Source organism: Chitinophaga sp. S165 (assembly GCF_003182155.1).
In the GTDB taxonomy this organism is placed as follows: domain Bacteria; phylum Bacteroidota; class Bacteroidia; order Chitinophagales; family Chitinophagaceae; genus Chitinophaga.
On record NZ_QGTG01000013.1, the window covers coordinates 18,557 to 35,378 of the forward strand.

11 protein-coding genes are annotated in these 16,822 nt (G+C 45.1%); 8 read left to right on the forward strand and 3 right to left on the reverse strand.

The features are described from left to right. The first annotated feature begins 168 nt into the window (after positions 1–168). Positions 169–2,064 (forward strand): 30S ribosomal protein S1, encoded by a 1,896-nt coding sequence (rpsA, locus tag C7475_RS30285; RefSeq protein WP_106601976.1) that lies wholly within the window; start codon positions 169–171, stop codon positions 2,062–2,064. 331 nt (positions 2,065–2,395) lie between these two features. On the opposite strand, the gene hxpB is transcribed toward rpsA, so the two are convergent. Then, entirely contained in the window at positions 2,396–3,055 is a 660-nt protein-coding gene (gene hxpB, locus C7475_RS30290) for a hexitol phosphatase HxpB (RefSeq protein WP_110057189.1), read from the reverse strand. A 509-nt stretch (positions 3,056–3,564) separates the two neighbouring features. Here hxpB and C7475_RS30295 point away from each other — a divergent pair. The 4 genes from C7475_RS30295 to C7475_RS30310 all read left to right on the forward strand — a co-directional run bounded on the left by C7475_RS30295 (position 3,565) and on the right by C7475_RS30310 (position 8,831). After that, positions 3,565–5,679, forward strand: a complete 2,115-nt coding sequence (locus C7475_RS30295) for a HEPN domain-containing protein (protein ID WP_110057190.1) — start codon at positions 3,565–3,567, stop codon at positions 5,677–5,679. Positions 5,680–5,714: 35 nt separating this feature from the next. Next, positions 5,715–6,491, forward strand: coding sequence for a uroporphyrinogen-III C-methyltransferase (cobA, locus tag C7475_RS30300; RefSeq protein WP_110057191.1), 777 nt, complete (start codon positions 5,715–5,717; stop codon positions 6,489–6,491). Positions 6,492–6,563: 72 nt separating this feature from the next. Beyond that, positions 6,564–7,145, forward strand: a complete 582-nt coding sequence (locus C7475_RS30305; protein WP_110057261.1) for a bifunctional precorrin-2 dehydrogenase/sirohydrochlorin ferrochelatase — start codon at positions 6,564–6,566, stop codon at positions 7,143–7,145. 1,017 nt (positions 7,146–8,162) lie between these two features. Beyond that, a complete protein-coding gene (locus C7475_RS30310) occupies positions 8,163–8,831 on the forward strand; it encodes an HD domain-containing protein (RefSeq protein WP_110057262.1) in 669 nt (222 codons plus the stop codon). Between the two features lie 56 nt (positions 8,832–8,887). Here the strand turns inward: C7475_RS30310 and C7475_RS30315 are convergent, their stop codons facing one another. Next, the gene (locus C7475_RS30315; RefSeq protein WP_110057192.1) at positions 8,888–9,403 is read right to left on the reverse strand and encodes an acyl-CoA thioesterase; all 516 of its coding nucleotides are present in this window, start codon (positions 9,401–9,403) and stop codon (positions 8,888–8,890) included. A gap of 300 nt (positions 9,404–9,703) precedes the next feature. On the opposite strand from C7475_RS30315, the gene C7475_RS30320 reads away from it, so the two are divergent. The 3 genes from C7475_RS30320 (at position 9,704) to C7475_RS30330 (ending at position 14,349) form a co-directional block, all read left to right on the forward strand. Beyond that, entirely contained in the window at positions 9,704–11,356 is a 1,653-nt protein-coding gene (locus C7475_RS30320) for a CTP synthase (protein ID WP_110057193.1), read from the forward strand. 117 nt (positions 11,357–11,473) lie between these two features. Then, entirely contained in the window at positions 11,474–13,309 is a 1,836-nt protein-coding gene (gene yidC / locus C7475_RS30325; protein WP_110057194.1) for a membrane protein insertase YidC, read from the forward strand. A gap of 92 nt (positions 13,310–13,401) precedes the next feature. Further along, on the forward strand, positions 13,402–14,349 hold the full coding sequence (locus tag C7475_RS30330; protein ID WP_110057195.1) for a M20/M25/M40 family metallo-hydrolase: 948 nt from the start codon (positions 13,402–13,404) through the stop codon (positions 14,347–14,349). Between the two features lie 74 nt (positions 14,350–14,423). Here the strand turns inward: C7475_RS30330 and C7475_RS30335 are convergent, their stop codons facing one another. Continuing rightward, positions 14,424–16,808, reverse strand: coding sequence for a transglycosylase domain-containing protein (locus tag C7475_RS30335; protein WP_110057196.1), 2,385 nt, complete (start codon positions 16,806–16,808; stop codon positions 14,424–14,426). Between the last annotated feature and the right edge of the window lie 14 nt (positions 16,809–16,822).

Below are 16,822 nucleotides of genomic sequence, written 5' to 3' on the forward strand. Positions count from 1 at the left end.
TTTGGAGCAAACAGCGGCTGGCGGATGATGAGAAGGGGAGAGGGGACAGGACTGTTAAACATGTGAAAATTACTTATTTTTTAATGATTATTAAGTATCTTTGCCCTCCAATTAAAACTTTCGGGCCTAAAATCCGGGAGAATTTATAACAAAAGGAGGAACCAAATTTTGGCAGAAAACAACATTACTAACGAACAAAACGCTGAACAACAGGTACCTGCAGCAGCAGCTCAGGTAGAAACAGCGACAAAAAAGGCGCCTGTTGTGGAAACCGCTCACGATGATTTCGATTGGAGCGTAGACAAACGCAATGTCTCTTCTTATAGCAAAGAAGAAAAAGCGAAGTACGACGAAACGTACGACAACACTTTTAAAGTGATCGAAGAAAACGGCCTGCTCACTGGTACCGTAGTTGGTCTGACCAAAACGGACGTAGTGATCAACATCGGCTTCAAATCTGACGGTCTGATCTCTCTGAACGAGTTCCGCGATCTGCAGGGACTGAAAGTAGGTGATGAAGTTGAAGTACTGGTTGTTGAAAAAGAAGACCGCGATGGTAACCTGCACCTGAGCCGTAAACAAGCTCGCCAGCAACGTGCATGGGAAAAAATCGTGGAAGTTTACAAAACCGGCGAAGTGGTTACTGGTACTGTTACCAGCAAAACCAAAGGCGGCTTGATCGTGGACGTTTACGGTATGGAAACATTCCTGCCAGGTTCTCAGATCGATGTTAAGCCTGTTACAGACTACGACCAGTTTGTAGGCAAAACAATGGAATTCAAGGTGGTTAAAGTTAATGAGGCCATCAGGAACGCAGTTGTTTCCCACAAAGCGCTTATCGAAAGCGATATCGAACAGCAGAGAGTGGATATCATCTCCAAACTGGAAAAAGGCCAGGTATTGGAAGGTACTATCAAAAATATCACAGATTTCGGCGCATTCATCGACCTCGGTGGTCTGGATGGTCTGCTGTACATCACAGATATCAGCTGGGGACGTATCTCTCACCCAAGCGAAGTGCTCCAGATGGATCAGAAGATTAATGTGGTTGTACTGGACTTCGACGACGAGAAAAAACGTATCAGCCTTGGTTACAAACAACTTACTCCTCACCCATGGGATACCCTGCCTGCACACATCACTGAAGGTGCGCGCGTAAAAGGTAAGGTAGTTAACATCGAAGATTACGGTGCATTCCTGGAAATTCTGCCTGGTGTAGAAGGTCTGGTACACGTATCTGAGATCTCCTGGGCTTCTACTCCTATCAATGCTAAAGAATTCTTCAAATTAGGCGAAGAATACGAAGCAGTGGTAGTGACACTGAGCAAAGAAGAGCGTAAGATGAGCCTGTCTATCAAGCAACTGACAGAAGATCCTTGGGCTACTATCGAAACTAAATTCCCTCTGGACAGCCGTCACAAAGGTATCGTGAAGAACATCACTCCTTATGGCGTATTCGTTGAGCTGGAAACTGGTATCGGTGGTATGATCCACATCTCTGACCTGAGCTGGATCAAACGCTTCAACCACCCAAGTGAGTACACTAAAGTGGGTAGCGAAATCGAGGTGGTAATACTGGGTATCGATAAAGATAACCGTAAACTGAGCCTGGGCCACAAACAGATTGAAGAAGATCCTTGGAACACTTTCGAAACTATCTTCCCGATTGGATCCGTTCATGAAGGTACCGTAGTGAAGAAAGATGAAAAAGGTGCTACAGTTCAACTGCAGTATGGTCTGGAAGCTTACGCTCCTGCCCGTCACCTGCGCACTGAAGATGAGAAACCTATCAGCGTTGAAGATGTGAAAGAATTCATGATCATCGAATTCGATCGTAGCGAAAAACGCATACTGGTATCTCATACAAGAGTGTGGGAACAGGCTAAAAACGAGGAGAAAGAAGCAGTTGCCAAAGAAAAGAGAGCTGACGCTGACAAAACTCGTAAGGCTGTGAAAACCATCCAGAGCAAGGTAGAAAAAGCTACACTTGGCGACCTGGGTGCACTGGCTGAACTGAGAGAGAAGCTGAAGAAAGACGAAGGCGACGAAAAGAAAGGTGAATAAGCTTTTTTAGGTTGTTGAAATACATGAAGGGTGTTCCGGTCACGGGACACCCTTCTTCATTTACAGCTTATCCGTTCTGTACCTTTAGTGGAATTCCCTGTTTGGGATTGCTGGAAATAATGAAAGCCGTTATTACTTCAATAAATAAAAAGAGCAGGCATAACCGCCTGCTCTTTTCAGATAAATGGAATATTGTATGTTTAATGTCGTAGTAGCGATGTTCCGCGTATGCGTCGTATATACGCCCTATATGCATCGGGTATAAAGCGTAGTCAAAGGTTGCCGGGGCAGAGCAGCGGATTCATTATCCGGAAGCCCCATCAATCAGAAATTACGCTTGTAAACGGGCCAGTATCTCGTCATTGAACTCCAACAAGGAATTGAGCTGTACGTCTGCAAGGGCATACCGTATATTCTGGCGGTTATGTGCCTCAGGTACCACTACAGTCTTCATGCGGGCTGCTTTGGCAGCCGTCATGCCTGTTACTGAATCTTCAAAAGCTATGCATTCCAGAGGAGTACTGCCCAGTTGTTTAGCACAAGTCAGATATACAGCCGGATGCGGCTTACCATGTGACTCAAATTCGGCGGAAGAAATAACATGGAACCTGTCCCTGATACCCATGTGGTCAACAGCAGATTCTATCAGCCGCAGAGGAGAAGAAGACGCCAGACCTATCTTAAAGTTCTTTTTTGTAAAATAATCCAGTATATATTCCAATCCCTCCATAGCCTCACCTTCTGCAACGATCTTGTTAATAACTGCATCTATTATCTCGTTGGTAACCTGGGTATTGTCTTTACCCTCCCATTTGAAGTAATTATGCCAGTAATCCACTACTTCTGCGGTACGCAGACCGGTGGTATGGCTGGCCAGTTCCATGGTAAGGTCTACTCCGACGGTAGCAAAGACTTCTCTCATTGCTCTTCCCCAAAGTGGCTCGGAGTCTATTAAAAGCCCGTCCATATCAAAAATCACCGTATTTATCATACACTTTTCTTTTGTTCTGCGACGCAAAGTTAAGACAGAGTTTGGAGAAAGTGATATGGCTTCCGGTCCCGCATAAATAATAGTTATGCAGTATAATCAATGGTTATGGCGTCTGCCCGGTCTGGGAAGGCTCCTTTCCAGTGCAGGTATGCATAATGCCACTTTTTTGGAGCATATACCGTTCCGGCCGGTCTGGAAAAGGGCCGTTCCTTCACGTTTTTAGGGTTAAAATTACTTTTGGAATTCTCCCCTATATTTTTACCTTTGTATTAGTCTACTAAACTAATGGGAAATATAGGAATGAATAGTGTTTTTTTGTGTTATGGGCGCCATTGCTCCTGTGCAATGGTAGACGAGGAGGCGTAGATGTATAAGGAAAATTGATCGATCAGAATCAAATAAGATATACAGAGCCTCCGATTTAATACGCGGGGGCTCTGCGTTTTATAAAAGATAAGGAAGTATAACGTTTTAATATCTGATAATTTACCACCAAGAAAATATTGACTATGCAAAGCTTCAGAACCGAATTGGAAAATCCCGTGGTTGAGAGAGATATCATAGAGTTGGAGAAGAAAATCCGTTTATTCCGCGAAGGGCAGATCCCGGAAGAGAAATTCCGTAGTCTGCGTCTGGCTAGGGGTATTTATGGCCAGCGTCAGGCAGGTGTACAGATGATCCGCATCAAACTGCCTTATGGTAAGATGACGCTGGAACAGTGGAAACGTATTTCAGACGTATCCGACGAATATTCTACCGGCAATCTGCACCTGACCACCCGTCAGGATATTCAGATCCACTTTGTAAGCCTCGAAAGGACCCCTGAACTGTGGAGCAAGTTAGATTTGGACGATATCACGATCCGTGAGGCATGTGGTAACACGGTGCGTAACATTACAGCGTCAGACAAAGCCGGCATAGATCCGGAAGAACCGTTTGATGTAACTCCTTATGCAGATGCTGCCTTCAGGTATTTTCTGCGTAACCCTATCTGCCAGGATATGGGGCGTAAATTCAAAATGTCCTTTTCCAGCAGCGTTGCAGATACCGCCTGGGCCTTTATGCACGATCTTGGCGTGATACCTAAAGTACGGATTGAAAACGGACGTGAAGTGCGTGGTTTCAAGGTAATGGTAGGTGGTGGTCTGGGTGCGCAGCCTTACCTGGCGCATGTAGGGCACGAATTCCTGGAAGAAGATCAGCTCATTCCATATATAGAAGCTATCCTGCGTGTATTTGACCGTCATGGCGAAAGGGCCAGCCGTCATAAAGCGCGTATGAAGTTCCTCATTCAGAAAATCGGTTTCGAAGAATTCCAACGTCTGGTAGAGGAAGAATATACCGCTATCAAGTCCAAGTCTTTCCACGTGGATGCTGATGCCTGGGCTGACCCTGAACTGCCGGCTGCAGATGCAGTATTGCCTGCATATACTATTAAAGATCCGAAGAAATACGAGGCATGGAAACAAACGAACGTTTTCCAGCAACGCCAGGCTGCCTACTATGCTGCCTACGTACGTGTTCCACTGGGTAACATTAGTTCGGTAATATCCCGCCAGCTGATAGAAGCGCTCAGACCTGCCGTCGCTAATGACGTGCGTGTTACAGCGAATCAGGGATTACTGCTGAAGTACATTCAGCCGGCGCACCTGCCTTATGTATTCAGTGTATTGGATGCAGCAGGTTTTGGTGAACCTGGTTTTGATAGTATCGCAGATATCACAGCTTGTCCGGGTACCGATACCTGTAACCTGGCTATATCCAGCAGTACTGGTATTTCTACAGCATTGGAACTTGTGATCCAGGATGAATTTCCTGATCTCGTATATAATAAAGACATTAAGATCAAGATAAGTGGTTGTATGAACTCCTGTGGCCAGCATGGTATTGCGGCTATTGGTTTCCACGGAAGCTCCCTGAAAAGTGGTGGTAAAGTATTACCGGCTTTGCAGGTGCTGCTGGGTGGTGGTATCGTAGGTGATGGTGTAGGTCGTGTTGCCGATAAGGTGATCAAAGTACCAAGTAAAAGAGGCCCGGATGTACTCCGTACCTTGCTGAAAGACTTTGAAGCGAATGGCCAGAAAACTGAGAAGTTCAATGATTACTACGATCGCCAGGGTGAAAGATATTTTTACGATCTGCTGAAACCCTTGACAGATCTGGCTTCCCTGATTGATGAAGATTTCGTGGATTGGGGCCAGGGCGACAAGTTTGCAACAGCTATAGGTGTAGGTGAATGTGCTAGTGTGGTGATTGACCTGGTGGCTACTCTCTTGTTCGAAGGCGAGGAAAAGCTGCAGTCAGGTAAAATAGCACTGGATGAGAAACAATATGCTGACGGTATTTATCATGCTTACTCCACTTTCGTACAAACTGCGAAAGCGCTGTTACTGGGAGAAGGCGTAAGCTGTAACACACAGACAGGTATCATAAACGATTTTGACAAGCACTTTGTAGAAACTGGTAAATGGTCACTGGAAGGTAGTTTTAAAACCCTGGTATTGCAGATCAATCAGAATGAACCAACTGAGAGCTTTGCTAAACAATACTATCAACAGGCATCAGATTTCTACCAGCAGGCGCATTCATTCAGACAACAGCCAGCGGCAGTTGTAGCACAATAAACGCTTGCGGTTATCACATCTTTTAAATGTACACTATGCAGAATATACATCCGAAATTGACACTGGTGGGCGCGGGACCTGGAGATCCGGAGCTGATCACTGTAAAAGGCCTGAAGGCCATACAGCAGGCAAGGGTGATCCTTTACGACGCACTTTCCAATAATGAGCTGCTGGAGCATGCGCCTTGCAATTGCCTGAAGCGCTTCGTTGGCAAACGGGCAGGTATGCATGTGTACTCCCAGGATGAGATCAACCGCATGATCGTGAAATATGCGCTGACTTATGGTAGCGTGGTACGCCTAAAAGGTGGCGACTCCTTTGTGTTTGGCCGGGGACAGGAAGAATTAGCCTTCGCCCAGCAGTTTAACATTGATACGGAAGTTGTGCCAGGTATTACAAGTGCGATCTCTGTACCGGGTATCAACAGGATACCTGTTACGGCGCGGAACGTGAGTGAAGGATTTTGGGTCCTGACCGGTACCACACAGAGTGGGAGCTTATCCCGTGACCTGGCTTATGCTGTCCAGGCAAATACTACCGTCGTAGTACTCATGGGGATGGGCAAATTGGAAGAGATCTCAGCAGCATACATAACACAGGGCAGAGGCAATGTGCCTGCCGCCATCATCCAGAATGGTACACTGCCAGACCAGAAGATTGGTATAGGAAATGTGGCCGATCTGAAAGAAATAGCCTTGCGTAACAATCTGCGCAACCCGGCTATTATCGTAGTCGGAGAGGTGGTTCGTTTTCATGAAGCTTTCCAGGCGGTACAGGAAAAGATAGCAGAGCAGCTGAAAATAGCAGTATAACTTTATATATTACACATGATGGGTTACGTAACAGCACGTAATCTGTCATGTGTAATCAGTAATAGCACCATTATGGAAGAAAATCATCTTTTCCCGGTATTTTTCAAGTTGAACCGCCTGCACGTACTTGTTGTGGGAGGGGGAAACATTGGACATGAAAAAGTAAATGCGTTACTGGAGAATTGTCCGCAGGCCAACATTACAATTGTCGCTACATGGTTCCTGCCAGAGCTGACTGAACTTGTGAGGCATGCACCTAACGTGGAGCTGATCCAGAAACCATTTTCCTGTGGCGATATGTTGGGAAAAGATCTTGCCATTGCTGCAACTAACGATCGCGAACTGAATATGTACATATGGGAAAAGGCAAAGTGCAGCCGGGTGCTGATCAATGTTGCCGATACTCCCGAACTGTGTGATTTTTATTTAGGTTCTATTGTCCAGAAAGGGCATCTTAAAATAGCCATATCGACCAACGGGAAATCTCCTACCGTTGCCAAACGCCTGAAAGAAGTATTACAGGAAGTGATTCCTGGCTCTATCAACGACGTACTGGATAAATTGCAGGTGATAAGAGACCGGCTGAAAGGTGATTTTACCGAAAAGGTAAAGCAATTGAACAGGATCACTGACGTATTGGTTCGAAAAGATTGACCCCTTAACCCTTAGTTTCTCCGTTTTCTTACATAACAAATGAATTATTGGCTGGTATAATGATATCAGCCTGTCTTGTTATACCCCATTTGTTTCAGTTAAAAAGGAACGCTGTTTCAACCTCTTTCGACTACTTATAAGTACTTTCTATTTACATTATAAATAAATATATGTATTTATTTATAATGAGATTGATGTGAAATACGGATGATGATTCCTATTTTTATATTGAAATTATAAATGAAGACATTTGTTTGTCAATATTATTACTGGTTATTTGAAATATAGTAATATTTAATATATAATGGTTCTATGGTAATAAAGTAATTTCTTTACAAGGATCGATCATCAAAACAGTAAGAAGAGCGGCATTCGTCTTGTAACCTGTTAATCGCTCCTTCTTACAACATCGATAAACTGAAAGGGTTTATTTCGAACATCAACAATTCAGCGGTAAGAGACGGGATAGCTCCGTACTAGGGTCAGCAAGGCCAACGAATTTTTTTGACCTCGCAGTAAGGGCTTTGTTTTTCCCGTCTTAAGCCGCGCCAATAATATTCCCGCTTCCCTGAAGTATATACCTTATGCCAGAGGCCCAAAAGGGGCCTCGGTAAGGTATTCTTAAAAAAGAAGCCGTAAAAGATCTTTATAGTTTTTTATCAACCAGAATTAATATCGCGGTCGTCCCCTTTTAAGGGGACGTTTTAAAACCTGATTGTCGGCCATTATTTCAACCTTATAAGATGGCTAATGCACCAAAATTGATCAAGCGGATTTTAGGACCATCCAGAAAGAAAAGCGAAGAAGATCTTAGTGAAGCAAGATCCCTGATCATTCTACATTGCATGCCGGAAACCAGGGGGGAGAAACCGAAAGAAGGAAGGAGGGGTACAACAATTTAAAATCTAAACCAGTTTATGCTATGAGCCTCCTTATCAGTTTCTCCTTTTCTTCGTTTTTCCTGTTATTGTAACCCCACTATTGCTGCAGCCATAAGAAATGATATATTTGGCCCTTATGAGCCAATACAATGTTGACGCACAACAACTGATCCGACAAACCGAATTATTTGTAAAAAAGGAGCTGGCAAATGCCGAAGGCGGACATGACTGGTGGCATATTTACCGTGTGTGGAAGCTGGCTAAGAAGATCGCCGCCGGAGAACAGGTAAACTTGCTGGTGGTGGAACTCGGCGCCTTGCTACATGATATCGCCGATTCCAAATTTCACGACGGCGATGAAAATGTTGGTCCGCAAAAAGCCCGTACCTATCTTGAATCGGCTAGTGTACCGGAAGATGTCATCCGGCAGGTGGTAAATATTATCGAACATATTTCTTTTAAGGGAGGACATAATGTAGGTGCATTCTACTCGCCCGAACTGGGAGTAGTGCAGGATGCCGACCGTCTTGATGCGCTTGGAGCTATCGGTATTGCCCGTACGTTTAATTATGGCGGCTTTAAGAACAGGGCTATTTATGACCCGGGGATTGCACCCAACCTGCATATGACTAAGGAACAGTATAAGAATAGTACAGCCCCTTCAGTCAATCACTTTTACGAGAAATTGTTATTACTGAAAGACAAAATGAATACAGAAACTGGCCGTAAAATGGCAATGGAGAGACATTCCTTTATGGAGACCTTCCTGGAGAAGTTTTATAAGGAGTGGGAGGGGGAAAGCTGACTGGAAAAACTTTCCCCGGACATACAGGATCGCCCGGGGAGAAGCAGATAAGTTTATTAAATGAACAATGCTCTCAGTTCTTCCGCGTCCTGGGGTTTCATTTTACCACTCAGTATCAGGCGTAACTGACGTCTGCGCATCGCACCTTCATATAGTTGTTTTTCTTCTTCAGTATCAGGGATGATCTGAGGTACTTTTCTGGACTTCCCATTAGGATCAAGCGCCACAAACGTCATGAATGCTTCATTAGATTTATAACGGTATTGCTGTACAGGGTCTTCTCCCCATACCCGCAGATGGACTTCCATGGAAGTGGAAAAGGCCCTGCTCACTTTTGCTTCAATATGTACCACATTGCCCAGCTTGATGGGCGTTTCAAAAGAAATGTTATCTACGGATGCAGTCACCACGGGAGCACTACAATGTTTCATCGTGGCCAGCGCAGCGGCTATGTCCATCCAGTACATAAGGCGGCCACCCATTAGGTTGCCAAAAGTGTTAGTATCGTTGGGCAAAACCAGTTCCGTCATTTGGATTACGGAGTCCTGCGCACGCTTGGGCGTTAATGTCATATGCTGATTTGTTACGGCGCAAAATTATGAAGAAGTTTCATGACAGGCACAAGAAATGCGAAGCTGTACCAGTATTTCATGGTATGTAAAATTATAAGAGTCGATTTTAAATCGAAGTGATTTATTATGAAACTGTTATATGTAGAATTACAACAGAATGTGAAAATCCCTTTTGGAGCACTTTAAATTTGTCTTAACTTTGCATGACCTTCGGAAGTTATTTTTACTTGACTGGTTACACCAAAAGTCGTCCGGCGCTTCTTCTTAGGTCAAGTATATTCTACAGAATTTTTAGATCTTATGGCAAAATATATCTTCGTTACGGGAGGTGTGACTTCCTCGTTGGGTAAAGGAATTATAGCTGCTTCGCTAGCGAAATTATTGCAGGCTCGTGGCTTTAGAGTGACTATTCAGAAATTTGATCCGTATATCAATGTGGATCCGGGAACATTAAACCCTTACGAACACGGTGAGTGCTTTGTAACTGAAGATGGCGCCGAAACAGACCTGGACCTTGGGCACTACGAACGTTTCCTGAACACGCCTACTTCCCAGGCAAATAACGTTACTACAGGCCGTATTTATCAGACAGTTATCAATAAGGAGCGTGAAGGCGCGTACCTGGGTAAAACTGTACAGGTAGTACCGCATATTACAGACGAGATCAAACGCAGGATCCTGCTGCTGGGTAAAGATGGCAAATATGACATCGTTATTACCGAGCTGGGTGGTACTGTAGGGGATATCGAGTCCCTGCCTTACATCGAGGCGGTTCGTCAATTGCAATGGGAACTGGATGAGCAGGATTGCCTGGTAGTGCACCTGACCCTGATCCCTTACCTGCGTGCGGCGAAAGAATTGAAAACCAAGCCAACGCAGCACTCCGTGAAAATGATGAGTGAGAACGGTGTACATCCTGACGTGATCGTATGTCGTACGGAAGAGCCGATGTATAATGATCTGAAAAAGAAAATAGCGCTGTTCTGTAATGTGACTGTGGATGCAGTGATCGAGGCAACAGACATGAGCACTATCTATGAAGTGCCGTTGGAAATGCTGCGTGAGAAACTGGACGTGATCTGTATGAAGAAATTGGGCATTCCTATTGAAAGAGAGCCTGATATGACCAAATGGCGCGCGTTCCTGGACAAGCTGAAATATCCGAAATCTAAAGTTACCATCGGTCTGATCGGAAAGTATGTGGAACTGCAGGATGCTTATAAGTCTATCCTGGAGTCATTCATTCATGCCGGAGCAATGAATGAATGTAAAGTCGTTGTACAAAATATTCATTCTGAATTCCTTACTAACGAGAACGTAGCAGAAAAACTGCGTAATCTGGACGGCTTGCTGGTCGCTCCTGGTTTCGGTCATCGTGGTATCGAAGGAAAGATCGTAGCTATACAGTATGCGCGTGAGAACAACCTGCCATTCTTTGGTATTTGTCTCGGAATGCAGATGAGCGTTGTGGAATACGCCCGTAACGTAATAGGATGGAAAGATGCACATTCTACCGAAATGAACCCTGATACGCCTCATGCAGTGATCGGGTTGATGGAAGAACAGAAAAAGATCACCGTGAAAGGTGGTACAATGCGTCTGGGCGCTTATACCTGTGAGTTAACGCCAGGTTCAAGAGCTGCCGGCATCTACGGTAGCACTACCATCAGCGAACGTCACCGCCATCGTTATGAATTTAACAGCCAGTTCCTGGCGGATTTCGAAAGGGCGGGTATGATCCCTTCCGGCCGCAATCCGGAAAGCGGACTGGTAGAAATGGTCGAATTGCCTGATCATCCTTTCTTCGTAGGCTGTCAGTTCCATCCAGAGCTGAAAAGCACTGTGGAGGCTCCTGCACCACTGTTCGTACACTTTATTGCTGCCGCAAAACAGTACGCAGAGGACAAGACCAATAAGGCAAAAGTTGCAGAAGAAAAGATTGCCCATCAATAATAAATATTTATAAGTCGCAGGCTTTCAGTAGTAACGGTGAGGTATTAACTTTGTCGATTACAGCTGAAAGCTTGTTGCTTTTACTTACCTTTGCTGCCTAAATTTTAATTGAATTTCATGGACAGAAACTCAGTCATTGGCTTTGTACTACTGGGAGTGTTGTTTGTCGGTTACATTTTCTTTAACCAGAAACAACAGGTTGCTGCTAAAAGAGACAAGGACCGCCAGGATTCCATCGCTAATATCAACAAGCCGAAACCTGTTGATACCGCCACTTATACCACCGCTACAGGTACACCTGATTCCAGCAAACTTGCCGGTGTATACGGAACCTTCGCAGGTGCTGCCAGTGGTACCCAGCAAACTGCTGTAATGGAGAATAAAGTGCTGAAAATCACTTTCTCTAACCACGGCGGACAGCCTTCACTTGTACAGTTAAAACAATTCAAAGACTTCCAGGGTAAACCGTTGATGCTGGTAAACAGTTCCTTCAACCGTATTTCCCTGCAGGTTCCTGCTAATAATACCACACTGAATACTGCAGACCTGTACTTTACCGGTGGTAATGTACAGCAGCTGGCAGATGGTAGCCAGGCTATCACTTATCGCCTGTCCACTTCCAATCCTGCACAGTACCTGGAGTACGTGTATACACTGAAACAGGATGGTTATGCAGTGGATTTCGACATTCACGCTATCGGCCTGGAAAATGTATTGCCTTCTAACCAGAAGACCCTGACCTTACAGTGGGATTCTCAGAATGACAAACAGGAAAAGGATATGCAGAACGAACGTCTGAACAACCAGGTGCATTACCGGGATACAGACGGGAAACATGATTATTTTACCCTCGAACGTACCAGCCACCAGAAATGGGATACAAAGCTGGAATGGTTGAGTGTGAAACAGCAGTTCTTTAACACAACCTTCATCGCCAGGAACGATGCCCGCTTCGCCGGTGCAGAGATCAATACTAAAGTACCTGAAAGCGGTAATATCGTGGGACAAACATTTGCAACCCTGGATATTCCTTACAGCCGTGCACATGACTTTACCTTCCCGATCGAGATCTACTATGGTCCTAATCATTATAAGACCCTGAAATCCTTCGATATCGGTCTGGAAAGTATCATTCCACTGGGTTCAGGTATATTCGCTTTCGTAAAATATGTGAACAAATGGGTGATCATCCCTGTGTTCAACTTCCTGAGCGGATTTATCGGTAACTACGGTATCATCATTATCCTGCTCACCTTGTTCATCCGCTTGCTGATAGCGCCTTTCACTTACCAGAGCTACGTATCTCAGGCTAAGATGAAAGTGCTGAAGCCAGAGATCGATGCACTCAAAGCTAAATATGGCGATGACCAGCAGTCTTTCGGTATGGAACAAATGAAGTTATTCAAGAGTGCCGGCGTAAACCCACTGGGTGGATGTTTACCAGCCCTGATGCAGTTACCTATCCTGGTAGCGATGTATAGCTTCTTCCCGTCCTCGATAGAGCTGAGACAGGAAAGCTTCCTTTGGGCGGCAGACCTTTCCGCTTACGATTCTATCCTCGACCTGCCGTTCACTATTCCGTTCTACGGTAACCACGTGAGCTTGTTCACTTTGTTAATGACCGCAACCAGCTTAATGCTGGCGTTCAATAACCGTGGTATGGCTGATCAGAGCAATCCGGTAATGAAATATATGCCGTATGTATTCCCGATCATGCTGTTGGGTATATTCAACCGCCTGGCATCAGCGCTGACCTTCTATTACTTCCTGTCTAACGTGATCAGTATTGGTCTGCAGTGGGTGATACAAAAGTTCTTTGTGAACCATGATAAGATCCATGCACAGATCCAGGAGAACAAGAAGAAACCGGCCGGCAAGTCCAAATGGCAGGAAAAACTGGAAGAAATGCAGAAGCGCCAGCAGGACATGCAGCAACAACGCAAGAAGCAATAGAATCCAATCTTTTTAATATAGAATATTAACAGAAGGCTTCCCGCAAAGGAAGCCTTCTGTATTTTCAGGGCTCATGCACTTAATCTGACCTAATGAAATACTTATTGTTTCTGGGAATAGCCGCAACTGTCTATTCTACTTCGTATGCACAGGACTATCAGCCATCAGCCAGCCGTATACACCAAACGGTGAGCTATCTGGCATCCAACAAATTAAAAGGCCGTGGTACCAATGAAAAGGGGAGTATCAAAGCCAGTAATTATATAGCAAAACAGTTTAAGAAATTAGGACTGAAGCCAGGGAATGGTAGCAGCTACTTCCAGGATTTCACCTTCGATCGTAAAGAGCATCACAATCTGGTGAGCAGGAACGTGATCGGTTTCCTGGATAATGGCGCCGCTAAAACCATCATTATTGGCGCGCATTATGACCACCTCGGCACAGCCGCATTATTTGACGGGAAGTACCCTGTGGGGCAGATCCATAACGGTGCTGACGACAATGCCTCTGGCGTAGCAGGATTACTGGAGCTGGCCCGGTACTTCATAGGAAATGAGCAAAAAGAACCATTTAATTTCTTGTTCATCTCCTTCGGAGGAGAAGAAATGGGTTTACAAGGATCAAAATACTTTACAGCCAATCCCACTATACCGTTGACCAACGTACATTTCATGCTGAATATGGACATGATAGGAAGGTATAATGAAGAACGGGGTATCGGTATAGGTGGTTATGCCACAGCACAGGAATGGCCTGCTGTATTCAAAGATGCACAGGAGCCGGGTATTCATTATTTCACAGATGGATCAGGCAAGGGTGCTTCAGATCATCATAACTTCTTCATGAACAAGGTACCGGTGATCTTCCTGCATACCGGTCCACATGATGATTATCATAAGCCTACCGATGATATTGAAAAGCTAAAGGCGAAAGAGGAAGCACTGATCCTTAACCTCGGCATTCAACTGATCGCTAATGCAATGAAATATACAGAACTGCATTATGTAGGAGAGGAGAAGAAAGAAGGGGAAAAGAAATAAGCGAAAACCAGATATAATATAAAAGAGGCGCCCGGTATCAAATCGGGCGCCTCTTTTATATTATAAGTTCGTATTTACTGAGGTTTGACAGGTGCCGGATATGCAGCTTTAGGCATGGTCGAAGGAAGCGGTTTATCCTTATTCGCCTCTTTCTGTTTTTCCCTTTCTCTTTCCCTGGCGGCTTTGTCAGCTTCAGGCTCGTATTCATTTACGTCCATGTATTCATCGGCCCGGCCATTACCCTGATCTTCAGATTCTGCGGCTGGTTGTTGATTAGCTTCAATGTCGCTATAAAGATCTGCTTTGAAAGATGATGGGATCGTGAAAGTTGCCTTATCATCGATCTTCAGCGTTTTATCCGCATATACTTTCTGGAAGAAGTATGCCCAGATCGGCAGACCTGTATTAGCACCCTGACCATTTGTAGTCGTACTGAAATGGAGGAAGTTGTTTTCACAACCTACCCATGCACCAGCCAGCAGCTGCGGTGTGAAGCCGAGGAACCAGCCGTCAGTGTTATCGTTGGTAGTACCTGTTTTACCTGCTACTTCACTCTGGATGCCATAACGGAAACGCAGACGCGCAGATGTACCACCCGGACCAGTTACGCCCTGCATCATTCTAACCATCGTGTAAGATTCATTCTCACTGATCACTTCACGTTTCTCAGGTGCAAATGTTTGCAGGATGTTACCATTCCTGTCTTCTATACGGGTAATGTAGATCGGTTTTGTAATGATACCACGGGCCGGGAACATCGTGTAGGCCTGCAGCATTTCGTATAAAGAGATTTCCGGTGTACCCAGTGAAATGGATGGATATGGAGGAATATCTGCACTGAATCCGATCTTGTTTTTCGCAAAATCAGCTACAGCCTGTGGTCCTAACTGTTTGATCAGATAGGCCGATACCAGGTTGAGTGATTTGGCCAGTGCTCCTGCCATAGTGATGCTACCGCCTACGCTACCTTCAGAGTTGCGGCTCAGCGTCCAGTTATATTTAGGGAATGATACCGGTTCGTTGGGCAGCATCGTGTTGGGCGACATACCATTCATGATCGCAAAGCAATACAGGAATGGTTTAAAGGTAGAACCTACCTGCCTGCGGGTTTTGGCTACGTGGTCGTTCTTGAAATAACGGAAGTCCGGACCACCTACCCAGGCTTTGATCTCACCACTTTCAGGGTCCATCGCCATGAAGCCTGCCTGTAAGATTGCCCTCATGTACTTGATAGAATCTATCGGTGTCATGATGGTATCCAGTTCATTCAGTTCCGGCTCAGTAAAGCTTCTCCAGGCAAACACCTTCATTTTTACAGGTGTGTTGAAGGCTTTCTTGATCTGGTCGTCACTGGCGTCTTCATCTTTCATCGCCTTGTAACGGTCAGACTCCTTCATATAACGGTCAACGTATGTCTGCCAGTTTTTCCATACGCTGCCAGACTTAATGTTTGACTGTGCTGCAAACACTTTCTGCAGGTCTTTCAGATGATGATCTACCGCCTCTTCTGCATACAGCTGCATGCGTGGATTGATGGTAGTATATATCTTCAGACCGTCGCGGTACAGGTTATATTCTGAACCGTCAGCTTTTTTATGTTCTTTACACCATACTTTCAACTCGTCACGTAATACCTCTCTGAAGTAAGGAGCCAAACCCTTATTGTGATCTATCTTATTGTAGCGCAATACGATAGGTTTACTCATGGCTGCACTAGCCTCTGCTTCCGTGATAAAGTCATTCTTCGCCATCAGACCTATCACCGTGTTACGGCGATCCAACGCAGCCTTCGGGTTACGGCGTGGGTTATAAAGATTGGTACCTTTCAGCATTGCCACCAGGGTAGCTGCTTCTTCGATGGACAGGTGACCGGCATCTTTACTGAAGAAGGTACGTGCCCCGTTTTCAATTCCGTATACGTTATCACCAAATGGTACTGTATTCAGATAGAGAGTGACAATCTCCTGTTTTGTAAAATTGCGTTCCAGTCTTACGGCGATCAGCCATTCCTGCATTTTCTGGAAGCCCCTTTTTATCATATTGGAAGCACGTTGCGCACCGGTATTATCAGCCTGCAGGTTCAGCGCCAGCTGTTGGGTGATCGTACTGGAACCTCTTTTTTTACCTTGTAAGAGATAAAAAGGGATGGCAATCGTTGCATAAGGATCTATTCCTGAGTGGTCGTAGAACCTTACATCCTCAGTGGCCACAAGTGCATTGATAACGTTCTTGGAAATTTCGTTGTAGTCAGAGCTTGACCTGTCCACCTGGTAATATTTACCCAGGATGGTACCATCTTCAGCAATTACTTCAGATGCAAGGGCAGCCCTCGGGTTTTCCAGGGTCTCCATAGATGGCATGCTGCCAATAATGCGGAAATTCACCAGCATGATCAATAACAGGGACACTCCAGTTATCGATAACACTGTGATCCACAATATTTTAACCGATTTTTTCATACTTGCTTTAAATA

Coding starts and splice junctions, on each gene's coding strand:
- yidC (WP_110057194.1), top strand. CDS start 11,474: ATGGACAGAAACTCAGTCATTGGCTTTGTACTACTGGGAGTGTTGTTT.
- hxpB (WP_110057189.1), bottom strand. CDS start 3,055: ATGATAAATACGGTGATTTTTGATATGGACGGGCTTTTAATAGACTCC.
- C7475_RS30305 (WP_110057261.1), top strand. CDS start 6,564: ATGGAAGAAAATCATCTTTTCCCGGTATTTTTCAAGTTGAACCGCCTG.
- C7475_RS30310 (WP_110057262.1), top strand. CDS start 8,163: ATGAGCCAATACAATGTTGACGCACAACAACTGATCCGACAAACCGAA.
- C7475_RS30315 (WP_110057192.1), bottom strand. CDS start 9,403: ATGACATTAACGCCCAAGCGTGCGCAGGACTCCGTAATCCAAATGACG.
- C7475_RS30335 (WP_110057196.1), bottom strand. CDS start 16,808: ATGAAAAAATCGGTTAAAATATTGTGGATCACAGTGTTATCGATAACT.
- C7475_RS30295 (WP_110057190.1), top strand. CDS start 3,565: ATGCAAAGCTTCAGAACCGAATTGGAAAATCCCGTGGTTGAGAGAGAT.
- C7475_RS30320 (WP_110057193.1), top strand. CDS start 9,704: ATGGCAAAATATATCTTCGTTACGGGAGGTGTGACTTCCTCGTTGGGT.
- C7475_RS30330 (WP_110057195.1), top strand. CDS start 13,402: ATGAAATACTTATTGTTTCTGGGAATAGCCGCAACTGTCTATTCTACT.
- cobA (WP_110057191.1), top strand. CDS start 5,715: ATGCAGAATATACATCCGAAATTGACACTGGTGGGCGCGGGACCTGGA.